This window comes from Polaromonas sp., assembly GCF_030689685.1.
GTDB lineage: Bacteria > Pseudomonadota > Gammaproteobacteria > Burkholderiales > Burkholderiaceae_C > Polaromonas.
In genome coordinates this window covers 1-14,716 of record NZ_JAUYEY010000044.1, presented here as the reverse complement: position 1 = coordinate 14,716, position 14,716 = coordinate 1, and the positions used below count along the sequence as shown (strand labels likewise).

Genomic DNA, 14,716 nt, shown 5'->3' with positions numbered 1-14,716 from the left:
CCGTCAAAACCGCCGCCATTCTTGATCAAATCAGCCTTCAGCCCATACTCAGCAGGCGCAAGCAGCTGCCAAATCAATAGCAAACTTTCGCTGCCCGCCATGCTGCTCAGACCGAAGTTTGCGGCAGGCCCTGGATAAAAACCTCCAGCTCCTGAATCGGCAATGGCCTGCAAAACAGGTAGCCCTGGTAGCAATGGCAGCCGTGGCGCGCCAGGAAGTCGCGCTGGGCTTCGGTCTCCACGCCCTCGGCCATCACGCCCAGGCCCAGGCTTTGTGCCAGGCCGATGATGGTGCGCGCTATCGCCGCATCATTGGGGTCGGTCAACACGTCCTTGACAAAATTGCGGTCAATCTTGAGCTGGTCCAGCGGCAGGTATTTCAGGTAGGACAGTGCCGAATAACCGATGCCAAAGTCATCGATGGACAGCGTCACCCCGGCGCTTTTCAAAATCCCCATCTTGGCGATCGTCACGTCCATGTCATTGGCCAGCAGGCTCTCGGTGAGCTCGAGCTGGAGCCGGTGCGCGCTGATGCCCGCTTGCTCGATGGCTTTCATGACCATCTCCACAAACTCGGGGTGGCGGAACTGGCGCACGCTGACATTGATGGCCACCGAGAACTTTTCCGTCTCCGGGCGTTGGGCCCACGCCGCCAGCTGGGCGCAGGCGGTTTCCAGCACCCATTGGCCCAGCGGCAGGATGAGTCCGCTGTCTTCGGCCTGCGTGATAAAGCTGTCCGGTGCTACCAGACCGCGCTCCGGGTGGCGCCAGCGCACCAGCGCTTCGGCGCCCACCATGCATCCCTCGCGCCCGACCTGCGGCTGGTAGTGCAGCACGAAGTCCTGGTTGCGCAGGCCTTGCCGCAGCTCGGAGGTCAGGGCCGCGTTGGCGGTGACCAGAGCTTGCATGCCGGGGTCGAAAAAGCAGATCGCGTTGCGCCCCGCAGCTTTGGCCTGGTACATCGCCAGGTCGGCCTGCTTGAGCAAGTCGCCGACGCTTTGCTGATGCTGGTTGAACAAGGTGATGCCTATGCTGCAGGTGCCGTCGTAGTCGTAGCCAGCCAGATCGCAGGGCTCGCACAGCGCACCGAGGACTTTCTGGGCGACGATTCTCGCTTTGGTCGAGGCGAGTTGGGGGTCGTCACCCAGGTCTTCGAGCAAGACCACAAATTCATCGCCGCCCAGCCGGGCCACGGTATCGCGCAGCCGCACACAGCTGTTCAGGCGGGCCGCCACTTTTTGCAGCAGCAGGTCGCCCGTGGCATGCCCACGGGTGTCGTTGAGCACTTTGAAGTTGTCCAGGTCGATAAACATCAACGCCCCGTTTTTGTCGGGGTTTGCGGTATGCGACAGGGCCTGGCGCAGGTTGTTCATCAGCAACTGGCGATTGGGCAGTTGCGTCAGTGCATCGTAAAAAGCCAGGTGCTCGATTTCGTCCTCTGCGGCCTTGCGCTCGGTGATGTCGCGCGCCACGGCGACCCAGTGCGTGAGCCCCCGGTTGAAATAGTCCACCGGCACGATGTCCAGCTCCATCCAGAACTGGGTGCCGTCTTTTTTGTAGTTGATCAGTTCCGCGCGCACCGGCTGCGCCTGTCGCAGCGCCAGCCGGATGCGGTCGAGCTCGGCGCGCTGCGTGCGCTGGCCCTGCAGCAGGCGCGGCGTCTTGCCGACCACTTCGGCCCGGCTGTAGCCGGTATGCCGTTCAAACGCGTCGTTGACAAACACAATGTACGGGCCGGGTGCGTCGACAGCGCCGGCTTCGGTGATAAGCACAATGTCGTTCAACCGAGAGATGCTGGTTTGCAGCAGCAGCAATTGCTCTTGCGCCTGGCGCTTTTCGGTGACATCGCGCAGGTACATGGCCAGCCCCGCCTCAAAGGGGTAGACCCGCAGTTCCAGCCATTTGCCCGGCACCGCGCAGAAAAGTTCAAACTCCAGGGGGGTGGTGTTTGTCAGGGCCGCAGTCAGGTTCTGGCGCAAGGGTTCTGGCCGGTTGTCGTCCAGCGCTTTCCAGATGGGTTGGCCCAGCAGTTCCCGGCTTTCGCGGTGTAACAGGCGCTCGCTCTGGGGGTTGACATAGGTCAGCAGGCCGTCCCGGTCCAGCGTGACAAAGGCGTCGGTGATGCTGGCCAGCGTCGTGCCCAGCCGCATGGTCAGGCTTTGGGTTTCCTGCTCGGCGCGTTTTTCGGCGCTGAGGTCTTTGATAACCCCCGAGAGATGCACCAGCGCGCCCGACGCATCGTGCACGGCCTGGCCCAGCGCGCGCACCGACAGGAGCCGGCCACGCGCCGTGAGGACTTGCACTTCCTCGTCAAAGGCGGTGCTGTGGTTCAGGCAGGCCTGCAGCGCCGCAGCCATGCGCTCGCGTGAGCCGGGGGCGAAGATCTCGGGGAAACGCTCCCAGTCGAGTGCTGGCGTACCAGGCAGCTCCAGCAAGCGTGTCAGTTGCGTGCTCCACAGCAACTGGCGCTGCGGCAGTGCCAGTGCCCAGGTGCCTGCGCTTGTGGCCTGCTCCAGCAGCGCCAATGCGGCAGACGCCAAAAGCGGGTCGCCCGAATGTCTGGCCAAGGCCCGCTTGCGGGGGGGAGGGGTCAACGGTTGCATACAAAGCAAGTTAACACGCGCGTCGGAGGCGCCACTTGCCCAGAAAGCCCGTCAGGGTGTCAGACGTTGACTGCGTTCCCGCTTCAGTGCGGCGTGCAGCTTGTCCATTTCGGTGACGCAGTCCAACACCACGGCCTGCACCAGGCTGGACGAAAGCTCCGCTGAAAGCTCGGGCATGTGCGGCAGTTCACCGTGGCGCTGGCCCACAGTGCGCATCAACCTGGACCGTACCGCGTCAAACATCATGTCCCAGTCTTCGACGTCGATACTCGGGTGCTGGCCGGGTGGTGCCGCAGGTGCGGGGCTTGGGTATCCGGGGGAGGCAGTTGCTGGGCCTTTGTCGTGACCGTTGTGCGCGCCAAGGGCTGCCGCCATGCCGGTGACGCCCGCGCCCCGAGGCGCACGCTCGCGCAGTCTGTCGCTGAGCATGGCCAGCTTGTTGACCATGGACATGTCAACAGCCGACATGCCGTTGCTCGAATTAACAATCGATGTCATGGCGCGGTCCTCGTTTTCAACAGGGTGAGCTGGACGCAGCTTTTGTGATCAGGGCTGCCTTTGGAGGACGTTTGCCGTGCTGTCACGTTGCGCCTTTTCCCTGTTGTAAAGACTCGCTAGCGCTTCGTCGGTACGCTAGCGCACGGACAAGCCTGTATGGCCCTGAATTTGTGTGCAGGCACAGCACTTTGCTTCTGTGGCGGCGGACGTGAAAAAATGCGTAACACTTGTGTGCGCTACCGCGCAAGGGAACAGGTTTAACCCAGCAGTTGCGCGTAGATCCGCAGGTCGGCGGCATAACAGGCGCAGGCCGCAGCTTCGAGGCCGGGGCGGTTGAGCACCGTCAGTTCACCGCGGTGGTATTCGATCAAACCGGCCCGTTGCATGGCGCTGGCAGCGGCCGTCACGCCGACGCGTCGCATGCCCAGCATGTAGGCTAAAAATTCATGCGTGACATGAAAGCTGTCCGAGTGTGCCCGGTCCTGGCTCATCAGCAGCCAGCGTGCCAGGCGCTGCCCGATCAGGTGAAAACGCAGGCAGCCGGCCGATGCGGCCTGCTGGGCCATCAGCACGTACAGGTATTGCTTGAGCCCGCGTTGTAGCGCCGGGCTCAGGGCCAGTTCACGTTTGAAGGCCGCCGTGCTGATGCGCCAGGCGGCGCCCTGACCCTGCACCAGCGCGCGCCAGGGCGCTTCGGCAACCCCGAGCGCAAGCTGGGCGCCCAACATGCCTTCGCGGCCCACCATGCCAACTTCCACCCCCGGACTGCCTTCAACCAGCGTCACCAGAGAGATAAAACCATCGGTCGGAAAATAAACTTGGCGGGTCGGTTTGCCGGGCTCGCACAGAACGTCTGACAGTGTCAGTTGCACCGGCTCACAGGCGGCCAGCAGGCGCTGCCGGTCTTTGCGCGGAAGCAGTTCAATCAGGTGGTTTTCAACTGGGGCCATGCAGGCTCTCCGGTGGGGTGGCACCCCCTTGAACGGGGACAAGATCAGGCCGCGCTACTGTCGAAACCAGTTCAAATCGGTGTCCCAGTATGCGCTAACTTACGCCACCCCTCTGTGTGCCAGCCCACATAAGCCCTGCGAGCTGCCGGCGCTTGCTAGGCCACCATCTTCTCTGGCAGCAGCCGGTCGTACTCTTTTTTGACCACGCGATAACACTCGCAGCTGCGTTTTTCCAGGCCCGGTCGGTCCAACACGGTGATGCGACCCCGCGAGTAGCGAATCAAGCCCGACGCCTGTAGCTGGAGCGCGGCTTCAGTCACACCTTCCCGGCGCACGCCCAGCATGTTGGAGATCAGCTCCTGCGTCATCACCAGCTCGGTGCCCTGCAGCCGGTCCAGGCTCAGCAGCAGCCAGCGGCACAACTGCTGGTCCAGCGTGTGGTGGCGGTTACACACGGCGGTTTGCGACATTTGTGTGATCAGCGCCTGGGTGTAGCGCAGCAGCAGGTGCAGCACGGGTGCCCGCTTGAACTCGTCCTTGATGACCTGCGCGGGCAGCCTCAAGCCTTTTCCGGCACTTTGCACCACGGCCCGGCTGGGTGTGGATTCACCGCCCATGAACAGCGAGATACCCACCAGCCCTTCGTTGCCGACAACAGCAATCTCGGCCGATGAGCCATTTTCAAGCACATACAGGAGCGAAATAATGGATGTGGTCGGAAAGTAAACGTGGCTCAGGGTGCTGCCTGATTCGTACAGCACCTGGCCCAGGGGCATGTCGACCCATTCAAGCTGGGGCAACCAGCGCGCCCACTCGGCATCCGGCAGGGCGGCCAGCAACTGGTTTTTTTTCGGGTCGGGGGAAACGGCCATCAACAAAAGCTCCGAAGCAATCCTGAACCCGAGCGGCGCCTCTGGCAGAGGTTTCGGGCCAGCCTTAAATAGTAGGCTGTTCAAAGCGGTTTGTATGTACGCTATCGAACAAACTGACGAACGGTGGTCCCGCCGCCCCCACCGGGGCCAGCTAAGGGCCGAGGATGCTAAGGGCCCGTTCAGGAATAACTTGCACATTTGACTCGCCAGCTTCGGGCGCGCTGCGTTGTTGCGAATCGCTTGTGTGGCATAGCCACACGGCACGCTTCGCGCCTAGCATTGCATCCCGAATCCGACGGCCAAATGCACAACTTATTCCCGAACGGGTCCTCAGAAAAGTCATCTGCCAGCACGCTTGGCTGTAGGACGATGCGGGCAGCTGGCTGCATGGCGTCGGTTTGTTTCTATGTTTGGGCTTGTGTGCGGCAACGCACAGACAGGTTTGGGACGTTCTGCGAGCTTTATTGCAAAGCTGTGACCAGGCCTTTGCGCGGGATTGCCCCCTTATTTAAGGGGCAATCCCGCCGCTAGTGGTGCGACGGTGGCGTCCTACATCGAGGGGCGATATTTCCCCAGGTAAACCCTAAAACGGGCTTTCTATATTGCATAAGGACTGAAATCAACAACACCCACAAAGCTTCACGCTTATTACAGCCATGCATCACGAATTCGATCAACTCAACAACTTTGCCGACATCAACGCGCTCAAGCCAGCGCTCCATTCGCTGTGTTCGCGTTATGGCTCCGTCGCCCGGCTCGACATCCTGGCGGCCAGCCAGGCCGGCAAGCGCCAGGCCCTGTGTTTTTTGCGCATGGGCTCTGCCGAGCAGGAGCATCACCTCATGAGCGAGCTGGGGGTGGGACGCTTTGGCGGCGACCTGGTGGTGATTGTTGACTTGCAGACGCCGGCCACCGCGAGCCGTCCGCACCAGATGGCGCAGGCATCATGAGCCGCCGGGCCGTTCCCATGGTGCCTACCGCAATTCGCCGAGCGAAGGATATCCAATGACCGCCGCCGTGCCTGCCGCTGAAAAAGCAATTCACAACATCCTTCTGGTCTCGGGCACCCGTCCTGAAATAATCAAGCTGGCGCCGGTTTACCACGCGTTGCGGCAGGCGCCCTGGGCGCGCGTGCAGTGGTTGCACACCGGCCAGCATGCGGACATGGCGGACCAGATTTTGGCTTGTTTTGACGTGGTGCCTGACATCACCCTCACGCGGACCGGCAGCAGCTTGCTGGAGTTCAGCGCCGGTTGCCGCCAGCAGCTCGAAGCCGCCATACTCCAGCAGGACTGGTCGCTGGTGATTGTGCAGGGCGACACTGAAAGCGCTTTTCAGGGGGCCTTGGTGGGCTTTTACAACCGGGTGCCAGTGGCCCATGTGGAGGCCGGGCTGCGTACCTACAACCTGGCCCGCCCCTTCCCTGAGGAAGGCCTGCGCCAGATGATCAGTCGGCTCGCGCGGTTTCACTTTGCGCCCACCCAGCGCGCCCGCGTGGCGTTGCAGACCGAAGGCATTGCCGATGAGTTTATCGAGCTCACCGGCAACACCGTGATTGATGCCCAGCAGTGGACCTGTGCTCACCGTGGCGTCAAACGTAGCGTGCAGGGTCGCGGACATCTGCTGGTGACAGTGCACCGGCGTGAAAACTGGGGCAACGATGTGCAGGAGATTTGCCACGCAGTGGCAGACATCGCGCGCCAGCAGCCCGATCTGCAGGTGCTGTTTCCGGTGCATTTGAATCCGGTCATTCAGGGCCCGGTCAATGAAATTCTGGGTGGCATCAGCAACGTCACGTTGACGGCGCCGCTGGACTACACCGGCATGCAGCAGGCACTGGCCGACGCCTGGATGGTGTTGACCGATTCTGGCGGCCTACAAGAAGAAGCGCCCACCTTTGGCGTGCCGGTGCTGGTGCTGCGCGACGAAACCGAGCGGCCCGAAGCCATTGAAGCGGGATGCGCGCTGCTGACGGGCGCCACACGCCACGCGATTGTCCAGGAGGTCAACCGACTCACCCACGACAGCGCGGCTTATACACGCATGGCGCAGGCCGGCAACCCGTTTGGCGATGGTACGGCTTCGGCGCAAATTGTGGCCGCGCTCCAACGCAGCCTGGTTACCGCTTCCGTGCCACAGCCGGTTCTGGCCTGATAGTTTCTGGAGGGATCTATATGTTGCATTTCTTTCGTGCCTTGCCTTTGAGAATTTTCGGGTTGACGCTGCTCACCGGCGCATTGCCGGCGTTTGCACAGCCGGTGTCAGAAGGCCTGGTACCCTCGTTCAAGGACTACCCGGTGGCTGCCGTGATGGCCTCGTTGCTGGTGCTGATCGTGGTGCTCATGACGCTTTACGGCATCCGGCATTTCATGTTCACCATGAATCGCCTGACGGGCGTGCAGCGCCACCCCTACATCGACATCGCGGTGGCGCGCTGGCCGATGATCACGGTGTTCATCGCCGCCCACAATGAAGAAAAAGTCATTGCCGGCTGCATCGAAGCGTTGCTCAATACCGACTATCCCGCCGACCGTCTCAAGATCATTCCGGTCAATGACCGCTCGAAGGATGCGACCGGGGCGATCATCGACAGCTATGTGGCGCGTTACCCGGCACGTATCTCGCCGTTTCACCGGGTGGACGGCAAGGCCGGCAAGTCGGCCGCGCTCAAGGACGCGCTGCATTTTGCCGAGGGCGACATCGCCATCATCTTTGATGCCGACTATGTGCCCGGCCGAGGCTTGCTCAAGCAGCTCATCGCGCCGTTTTTTGATCCCGAAGTCGGCGCCGTGATGGGCCGCGTGGTGCCGGTCAATAGCGGCACCAACCTGCTGACCCGGATGTTGGACCTGGAGCGCTCGGCCGGCTACCAGGTGGACCAGCAGGCGCGCATGAACCTGAACCTGCTGCCGCAATATGGCGGTACCGTGGGGGGCGTGCGCCTGTCCGCAGTCGAGGCCGTCGGTGGCTGGCATGACGACACGCTGGCCGAAGACACAGACATCACCTTCCGGCTGATGTTCAACGGCTGGAAAACCGTCTACACCAACCGCTCGGAATGTTATGAAGAAGTGCCGGAGGATTGGAGTGTGCGCATCAAGCAGGTGACGCGCTGGGCCAAGGGCCACAACCAGGTCATGGCGCGTTATTGGTGGCAGTTTGCCAGCAGCCCTTATTTGACCTTTGGGCAACGCGTGGACGGCCTGCTGCTGCTGTTTGTTTTTGTGATCCCGCTGGTCATGCTGGTGGGCTGGTTTCTGGCGCTGGGCCTGTATTTTCTGAACGCCGGCTCCCTGCTGTCGCAGGTGATCCCGATTTTCGCTTTGATGATTTACGGCACCTTGGGCAACTTCGCCGCCTTTTTTGAGATCGTCGTCGCGGTGCTGATCGACGGCAACCGCCGGCGCTTGCGGCTGTTGCCTTTCAACATGCTGGGCTTTCTGGTAAGCCTGTTTGCGATCTCGGGCGCCGTCTGGAGCCTGATTCTGGACCGGGTGCTCAAACGCGACATGGTCTGGGACAAAACCATTCGTTATCGCGGAACCTCGGAGGTGTCCAAATGATGCCGTCAAGTTATCTCACTTATGCCGTGTTCGCGCTGGTCTGTCTGCTGCTGCTGACGTTGCCGTTTGTACCAGCGTTTCGCGAGTGGCTGCGTCCAACCGATTTGGCGGCGCTGCCGATATCGCCCAACTACACCAGCGACATCGACCACTTCGCCCGGCGCTTGCATGCCGACGCTGTGGCCAAACTGGGGCAGGGCGTGGCCACCGGTTATGAAGATTTTGATTTTGTGCCCAATCCCTCCGAGGGGGTGGACTGGCGCAGCGCGACCAAACGCCTGATTTCGCGAAACAGCCTGAGCAGTCCGTCGCCGATTCAGAGCACCCAGCCGCTGTATGTGCAGGGTGACCTGAGCGGTGGCCCTGCGTCTGCCTTTTCGGCGCTTTACGCCACGGGTGACATTGCGCTGGACGCGGAAAGCGAAATCCACGACTGGGCGCATGCCGGTGGCGTGTTGCGTTTGGGGCGCAAGGGCATCGCCCTTCGGCGAATTTCGGCCGGCAGCGCTATCGAGCTCGGCAACGAAACCTGGTTTGAGCGCCTGCATGCCCCATCGCTGTACTTTGGCTCCCGTGACGCGCCTGCACCCGCGCCCTATCCCCGTACGCCTACAGAGGCCAGTTATGCCCAATTGCCAGACGTGGTGCAACAGACGCCGCTGCTGTTTTTGATCCGCGGCAACTGTGCGCTGCCGCCGGACAGCATTTTTCGCGGCTCGCTGGTGGTGACGGGTTTTCTGACCATCGGCATGGGTACCACCGTTGTCGGTGACATCAAGGCGCGTGAAGGTGTGAGCATGGGTTACGGCGCCGAGGTGCACGGTGCAGTCACCTGCGAAAAGCGCGTCTATGTGTTCAAGCAGGCCCGTGCCTGGGGGCCGCTGGTGTCGGAGAGCGACGTCCTGATCGGCGCCGGCGCAGTGATCGGCTTGCCTGATGCGCAGACCACGGTCAGTGCCAACAACATCATTGTGGAAGACGGGGTCACGATCCACGGGACCGTCTGGGCGCATGAAGTCGGTATGGTGAAAGCGGCATGATGATCAAACGGTTTTTTATGAGCTGCGCGCTGGGTATGTGCTTGGGCCAGGCTGCTGCCTCAGGTGCCGCGCCCGTGCTGGATCTCACCGGTTATACCGATACCGGCGGCGCCATCACCGTGCTGCACGGCGGTGACTCAGCCGACCCCTACTTTGCCATGCAGGCTTTGCTGCTGGCCTATGACAACGGCATGAACATCGCGGCTCCGTCCGAAAAGTTCGTCAACTGGCTGCTGCCCCACCAGAAGCCTGACGGCACTTTTGACCGGTTTTGCCGCAATGCCGCAAAAAAATGGATTTCCTGTAAAACCGCTGATGCGGACGACTCGTTGCTGGCGATGTGGATGCGTTTGATCGACACCATGCCAGACAAGTTGAGCAACAATCCGGCCTGGCAAAAAAGCCGCTCTATCGCTCAAGCTTCTCTGGCCCATTTGTTTCAGCCTTCGCTGGGCATCTACATGGTATCGCCGGTGGTGCTGCACGGCCTGTTCATGGACAACCTGGAAGTCTGGTCGCTCAAGGTACTGGGCAGGCAACCGGCGCAGCGGGCCGAAGCCGAAAAACTGGCGAGCGCCATCCACGCTACGTTCTGGAACCCGGTAGACAAGCGGTATTTGGTGTCCACCCAGCTTGAGCAGCGCTCGCGCAAGCCGGCCTTTTATCCGGATCATGTGGCGCAAATTTTCCCGCTGCTGGTGGATTTTCCGCTACTGCCTGCCACCGCGCGGCAGCATTACCGTGATTGGATGCGTTTGCATCGCTCGGAATGGTTGGCGCACGGCAAGGCCGACTATCCCTGGGGGGTGCTGGCTGTGCTGGCTTTGCGGCAGAACGACAAGGCAAGTGCGAGCTGCTGGCTGCGCGAAGCGGCGCCCATGCGGCACTCCGCGCGTTGGGCCGTGACCGATGAGACTGCCTACCAGGTGCTGGTGGCCAAGGGAGTGGGCGCAGCGGGCGCGGGCACCAATTGCAAATAAGCATCAGCCGTTGGTTCGTATTTTCAAATTCAAAACGATTTTTTACAGGAGGTTTCATGATCAGAATCAGTCCCGTTGTTGCCCTGCTGGGCTTGCTTTTACCCATGGCCACCGCCTTTGCTCAAACTCAAACTCAACCGGCTGCACCCAGCCGGGTCGGTGTGATGCCGGCGCAGCCCGCCCCGAACGGTGCACCCATGCAGCGCAATCTGGAGCTCAGCGCGGGCGGACAAAATCTCTCGGGGGGATTTGGCAACTGGCGCGATGTCACGTTGCGGGGGACCTATGGCTTGCCTTCCCATGTGCTGCAGGGTGAGTTGTCCCAGAACCACCGATTTGGTGTGGATGGCACCTTTGTTGGCCTGAGCGACACCTACACCTTCAACGAGGACTGGCACGGTTCGGTGGCGGTGGGCGTGGGTGATGGCGCTTTTTATCTGCCGAAGTTTCGGGTTGACGCGACGCTGTACCGGAAGTTTCTTCAGGGGCGTAACCTGGTGGGCTCTGTGGGTGTGGGCTACTACGATGCGCCTACGGGTTATACCGACAGGAGCGTGTCGCTGGGTGCGACCTATTATTTTGAGGCGCCGTGGATCGTGGAGGGTGGCGTGCGCATGAACACCAGCAACCCTGGTTCGGTCAAGAGCCAGCAGCAGTTCGTGGCGCTGACCTATGGCCGACCCAAACAAAACCTGGTGACGGGACGTTATGGCTGGGGCAGTGAAGGTTATCTGGCGGTTGCCACCGGCGCGCAGCTGGTCAACTTCAACAGCCGAGAGGCCAGTCTCACCTGGCGCCACTGGGTGAATCCGAACACCGGTGTGTTGGTTGGCGTCAACCGCTATATCAATCCGTCGTACCGCCGCAGCGGCGCGATGGTCGGCATCTTTCACGACTTCTGATTGACGCGTATGAACTCCAAAACTATTTCCGTGTCGGACGAGGCACGTGAACACGACCGGCTTTTCCATACGTCTTTCTCGATGGTCAAGGAGGCGAGGGCGCGCAATGTGAAGGTGCGTCCGCACCGTTCGATCACGCCGCTCAAGGTCACGCCCTGGCTGCTGACGCAAGCGATTGTTCTGCCGTTACTGTTATGTGGCCTGCTGTTGTGGGCTAAGCCGCTGCTGCTGGAGTTCTGGCGTTTCATCATTTTGTTCTGGTCTGCCGGGTTGAATCTGCCTTTCAGCCTGTCCACCCGGCTCAACGAGGCGGGGCAATATGCGCTGGTGTTGACCAATGTGTCCGAAGACACGCTGATGCCGGGCACAACCACACTGGTGGTCACCACGGTGGTCACCTTGCTGGGGCTTGTGTTGTCCTTGCGCATGCACAACGCGGCCTTGCCGTTGAAGTACCCGCTGCGTATTGTGTGCGTGGTGCAACTCATCACGCTGGTCTATTTCTGGCTGACGCCTTTTGCCTTTCCCTACAGCGTGGCGCGTCACAGCGAGGAGTTGATGACCATTGGCTACGTGGTGATGCTGGCCACGCCGGTGATGCTGGCGGTGGGGTATTACATCCTGAACCAGGGGCTGCTGGTCAAGCTGTTTCACACGGCGCTGATTTTGCTGTTCCTGGCCATCATGGTGCCGCACCAGGTGCTGGCGCAGGCCTTCATCATGCAACACCTGTCGGTGCTGTTCATGCCGGTGCTGTACATCTGCTTCGGCGCGGTCTTTGACGCACTGGTGTTTGTGGCGCTGTATTCATGGGCTGTCAGCAAGGCACCCATGAATGCGACGGTGTAAGCAGGTATCAATACCGGACGTTGCAGACTTCCAGCGCGTTGAGCCCGTGGTCGGTGATCACATAGCCGCCGCTGCCATCGGCGTCCAGAAAACCGTGCTTGTGCAGCGATGCCACGGTTTTAACGCCATGTGCGCGGGTTTTGTGGGGCTGCGGCTGTTTGCGGTCTGACGGCGGCACGCCGACGATGCGAAAGCCATAACGCGCGTCTTCCAGGCACTCGTACTGCTTGTAGGTCAGGATTTTGAGCGGCAGCGCGCCAGTGGTGGTGCCGCTCCATTCAAACTCGGGTGGCGCATAACTGATGTTGTAAGCGCTGTCTTGCGGCGGGGCGGTCAACGTTTGTGATAGCTCGGCTTTACTCCGGTTCATGCGCACCCACGCAAAGCCGAGCAATCCCATCAAGGCCAAAAATACAAGCATAAACACCACCAATTCCACAATGCGCCTTTCAATCAATCAATTATCGGCAAAAAACCCGAACCCTATGGAGGACGGCGTCAGCGGTCACCGATGGACAGCTCGAAATGAGCGTCGCCCATGTAGCGCTCTGCGCCAAACGCCGCCTGGGTGGCGGCCAGCTCCGCCGCTTCCCATTGGTCGGCCAGCAGTTGCTCTGCCGGGCTCAGGTCCCAGGGTCTGGCCTCTTCGCCGTGAGCCTGCAACAGCCGCAGCCAGGCGCGGTAGACTGGTGCCACCAGGCTGGCGTCGCCCAGGGAGGCTTCGAGTGCCGCACGAAACCGCTTGACGGCCTGCGCGCGATCCGCAGGGGAGACATCCTCGCTGTGAAAAATTTTGACGGTGTAGACCATACCGTGAGTCTATAACTGCGCCCGAGCACCGGCGATGGCGCAAAAGATTTTCGTTACTCATCTTGCATTCGCGGTGGAGACTTTTGGAAAGTGCCTCCGTACTATCGGTTTCTTTTGAAGGAATCCACATGGCACTGCAATCACCGTTCTTCGGCAAGCGAGACAGCGAACCCACCAGCCTGCGCCACGGCAGTCCCAACCCCAACCCCTACAGCAATGGCGCATCGGCGGCAGGCACCAGCGCTGCGCCCGTTAGCGCGCAGGCGACACCCGCTTCGGCGAGCACGGCATCGGCCAGCAGCAGCACGCGCGAAGGTGGCAGCAAGCTGACGGTGGGCCCCAACATCAAACTCAAGGGCGTCGAGATCACCGACTGCGACACCCTGGTGGTCGAAGGCCTGGTTGAAGCCACCATGGACTCGCGCGTGATCCAGATCGCCGAGCACGGCGCGTTCAAGGGGTCGGCCGAGATCGATATCGCCGAGATTCACGGTGAGTTTGACGGCAACCTCACGGTGCGCCAGAAGTTGGTGATTTACGCCACCGGCAAGGTCACCGGCAAGATCCGTTACGGCAAGCTGGTGATTGAGGAGGGCGGCCAACTCGCCGGCGAGATTCTCTACGGCGCGGTTGCCGGCACCAAGGCTGCCCTGGTGGGCAAACCGGGTCTGCAGGTCGCCTGAGCCAGCCTGTTTTCGCCCGCCCGTGAGGCGGGCGTTCTGTCACCGGCTTGACGGGGCGCTTGCTCGTGGCGGCGCACAATCGCCGGATGAGCGCTGTCCATTCTCCCCTACAGGCCCGTATAGTTCAGTGGGCCGTTGCGCCCGGTGACTTCATCCAAGCCGGCGACCTGCTGCTGATTCTCGAAGCCATGCCACACTGCATGCTGCCCCGGCCGGCGTTCTTCCGCCTGCGTCCGCAGTCACGCCAGGCCCTGCGCCCACGGCGCTGCGCCCGGATCTGCAGCGCGTGCTCGACCGCCACGCCACCACACAGGACGCCAGCCGTCCACAGGCCATGGCCAAACGCCATGCGCTCGGCCTGCGCAGCGCGCGCGAGAACATCGCCGATCTCTGCGACGAAGGCTCCTTCATCGAATACGGCGCGCTGGCCGTCGCTGCGCAGCGCAGCCGGCGCAGCGAGGACGACCTGATCGCCAACACGCCGGCCGACGGCATGGTCACCGGCATAGGCAGCATCAACGGCGCCCTGTTCGGCGCAGAGACCCGCCGCGCGGTCGTCTTGGCCTATGACGCCACCGTGCTGGCCGGCACCCAGGGCATGCGCAACCACCAGAAGACTGACCGCATGCTGGGCATCGCGCTGCAGAGCAAATTGCCGGTGGTGCTGTTTGCCGAAGGCGGCGGTGGCCGGCCCGGCGATACCGACATGCCCATCGTCGCCGGCCTGCATGTCAGCACCTTCGCCAGTTATGCACGCTTGTCAGGCCAGGTGCCAGTGGTCGGCATTGTGGCCGGGCGCTGCTTTGCCGGCAACGCGGCGCTCCTGGGAGCCTGGGCGGCAGAAGGGACGTCGGCTGCAAAGCGGCCGCGACGGTCCATTTTTCACCGGCTTTTTGCCCCATAGCTACGGCTATGGCGCTGCAAACCCGGCAAAAACTGTCCTCGCCGGGGCCACTTTTCGCTTCGA

Annotated in this window: 14 protein-coding genes and 1 pseudogene; 9 read left to right on the top strand and 6 right to left on the bottom strand. The window is 61.7% G+C overall.

From position 1 onward, the window contains the following. Nucleotides 1–106 precede the first annotated feature (106 nt). The 4 genes from Q8O29_RS10940 to Q8O29_RS10925 all read right to left on the bottom strand — a co-directional run bounded on the left by Q8O29_RS10940 (nt 107) and on the right by Q8O29_RS10925 (nt 4,922). Entirely contained in the window at nt 107–2,566 is a 2,460-nt protein-coding gene (locus tag Q8O29_RS10940) for an EAL domain-containing protein (RefSeq protein WP_305562680.1), read from the bottom strand. Between the two features lie 87 nt (nt 2,567–2,653). Beyond that, nucleotides 2,654–3,100 (bottom strand): hypothetical protein, encoded by a 447-nt coding sequence (locus Q8O29_RS10935; RefSeq protein WP_305562678.1) that lies wholly within the window; start codon nt 3,098–3,100, stop codon nt 2,654–2,656. 257 nt (nt 3,101–3,357) lie between these two features. After that, nucleotides 3,358–4,050 (bottom strand): Crp/Fnr family transcriptional regulator, encoded by a 693-nt coding sequence (locus tag Q8O29_RS10930; protein ID WP_305562676.1) that lies wholly within the window; start codon nt 4,048–4,050, stop codon nt 3,358–3,360. A 155-nt stretch (nt 4,051–4,205) separates the two neighbouring features. Further along, a complete protein-coding gene (locus Q8O29_RS10925) occupies nt 4,206–4,922 on the bottom strand; it encodes a Crp/Fnr family transcriptional regulator (protein WP_305562674.1) in 717 nt (238 codons plus the stop codon). A gap of 656 nt (nt 4,923–5,578) precedes the next feature. Between Q8O29_RS10925 and Q8O29_RS10920 the strand changes: the two genes are divergently transcribed. Genes Q8O29_RS10920 through Q8O29_RS10890 form a run of 7 tightly spaced genes read left to right on the top strand, consistent with a single transcriptional unit; the run spans nt 5,579 to nt 12,256 of the window. Next, nucleotides 5,579–5,872 carry a hypothetical protein gene (locus Q8O29_RS10920; protein ID WP_305562672.1) on the top strand — a complete coding sequence of 98 codons (294 nt, stop codon included), beginning with the start codon at nt 5,579–5,581 and terminating at the stop codon, nt 5,870–5,872. A gap of 55 nt (nt 5,873–5,927) precedes the next feature. Continuing rightward, nucleotides 5,928–7,076: a non-hydrolyzing UDP-N-acetylglucosamine 2-epimerase gene (gene wecB, locus Q8O29_RS10915; protein ID WP_305562670.1), complete on the top strand. Its 1,149-nt coding sequence runs from the start codon at nt 5,928–5,930 to the stop codon at nt 7,074–7,076. A gap of 20 nt (nt 7,077–7,096) precedes the next feature. Next, nucleotides 7,097–8,485 (top strand): glycosyltransferase family 2 protein, encoded by a 1,389-nt coding sequence (locus tag Q8O29_RS10910; RefSeq protein WP_305562668.1) that lies wholly within the window; start codon nt 7,097–7,099, stop codon nt 8,483–8,485. Next, on the top strand, nt 8,482–9,525 hold the full coding sequence (locus Q8O29_RS10905; protein ID WP_305562666.1) for a polymer-forming cytoskeletal protein: 1,044 nt from the start codon (nt 8,482–8,484) through the stop codon (nt 9,523–9,525). The genes Q8O29_RS10910 and Q8O29_RS10905 overlap by 4 nt, the downstream gene beginning before the upstream one ends. Next, complete coding sequence (locus Q8O29_RS10900) at nt 9,522–10,505, top strand: hypothetical protein (RefSeq protein ID WP_305562664.1); 984 nt, start codon at nt 9,522–9,524, stop codon at nt 10,503–10,505. Before Q8O29_RS10905 ends, Q8O29_RS10900 begins: the two co-directional genes overlap by 4 nt. Before the next feature lie 56 nt (nt 10,506–10,561). Then, nucleotides 10,562–11,407 (top strand): YaiO family outer membrane beta-barrel protein, encoded by an 846-nt coding sequence (locus Q8O29_RS10895; protein ID WP_305562662.1) that lies wholly within the window; start codon nt 10,562–10,564, stop codon nt 11,405–11,407. 9 nt (nt 11,408–11,416) lie between these two features. Then, nucleotides 11,417–12,256, top strand: coding sequence for a hypothetical protein (locus tag Q8O29_RS10890; protein WP_305562660.1), 840 nt, complete (start codon nt 11,417–11,419; stop codon nt 12,254–12,256). Between the two features lie 7 nt (nt 12,257–12,263). Here the strand turns inward: Q8O29_RS10890 and Q8O29_RS10885 are convergent, their stop codons facing one another. Together Q8O29_RS10885 and Q8O29_RS10880 are read right to left on the bottom strand one after the other, a co-directional pair. Next, nucleotides 12,264–12,677, bottom strand: coding sequence for a hypothetical protein (locus Q8O29_RS10885; RefSeq protein ID WP_305562658.1), 414 nt, complete (start codon nt 12,675–12,677; stop codon nt 12,264–12,266). A 77-nt stretch (nt 12,678–12,754) separates the two neighbouring features. After that, nucleotides 12,755–13,066, bottom strand: a complete 312-nt coding sequence (locus tag Q8O29_RS10880; protein WP_305562656.1) for a hypothetical protein — start codon at nt 13,064–13,066, stop codon at nt 12,755–12,757. Between the two features lie 128 nt (nt 13,067–13,194). On the opposite strand from Q8O29_RS10880, the gene Q8O29_RS10875 reads away from it, so the two are divergent. Together Q8O29_RS10875 and Q8O29_RS10870 are read left to right on the top strand one after the other, a co-directional pair. Continuing rightward, on the top strand, nt 13,195–13,749 hold the full coding sequence (locus Q8O29_RS10875) for a polymer-forming cytoskeletal protein (RefSeq protein ID WP_305562654.1): 555 nt from the start codon (nt 13,195–13,197) through the stop codon (nt 13,747–13,749). Nucleotides 13,750–13,814: 65 nt separating this feature from the next. Beyond that, nucleotides 13,815–14,578: pseudogene (locus Q8O29_RS10870) on the top strand (carboxyl transferase domain-containing protein); the annotation flags it as partial. Nucleotides 14,579–14,716: the final 138 nt, after the last annotated feature.

Bases quoted from the DNA above. Each gene is read 5' to 3' on its own strand.
- Q8O29_RS10925 (WP_305562674.1), bottom strand. From the start codon at position 4,922: ATGGCCGTTTCCCCCGACCCGAAAAAAAACCAGTTGCTGGCCGCCCTG.
- Q8O29_RS10920 (WP_305562672.1), top strand. From the start codon at position 5,579: ATGCATCACGAATTCGATCAACTCAACAACTTTGCCGACATCAACGCG.
- Q8O29_RS10880 (WP_305562656.1), bottom strand. From the start codon at position 13,066: ATGGTCTACACCGTCAAAATTTTTCACAGCGAGGATGTCTCCCCTGCG.
- Q8O29_RS10935 (WP_305562678.1), bottom strand. From the start codon at position 3,100: ATGACATCGATTGTTAATTCGAGCAACGGCATGTCGGCTGTTGACATG.
- Q8O29_RS10875 (WP_305562654.1), top strand. From the start codon at position 13,195: ATGGCACTGCAATCACCGTTCTTCGGCAAGCGAGACAGCGAACCCACC.
- Q8O29_RS10905 (WP_305562666.1), top strand. From the start codon at position 8,482: ATGATGCCGTCAAGTTATCTCACTTATGCCGTGTTCGCGCTGGTCTGT.
- Q8O29_RS10885 (WP_305562658.1), bottom strand. From the start codon at position 12,677: ATGCTTGTATTTTTGGCCTTGATGGGATTGCTCGGCTTTGCGTGGGTG.
- wecB (WP_305562670.1), top strand. From the start codon at position 5,928: ATGACCGCCGCCGTGCCTGCCGCTGAAAAAGCAATTCACAACATCCTT.
- Q8O29_RS10890 (WP_305562660.1), top strand. From the start codon at position 11,417: ATGAACTCCAAAACTATTTCCGTGTCGGACGAGGCACGTGAACACGAC.
- Q8O29_RS10910 (WP_305562668.1), top strand. From the start codon at position 7,097: ATGTTGCATTTCTTTCGTGCCTTGCCTTTGAGAATTTTCGGGTTGACG.
- Q8O29_RS10895 (WP_305562662.1), top strand. From the start codon at position 10,562: ATGATCAGAATCAGTCCCGTTGTTGCCCTGCTGGGCTTGCTTTTACCC.
- Q8O29_RS10900 (WP_305562664.1), top strand. From the start codon at position 9,522: ATGATGATCAAACGGTTTTTTATGAGCTGCGCGCTGGGTATGTGCTTG.
- Q8O29_RS10930 (WP_305562676.1), bottom strand. From the start codon at position 4,050: ATGGCCCCAGTTGAAAACCACCTGATTGAACTGCTTCCGCGCAAAGAC.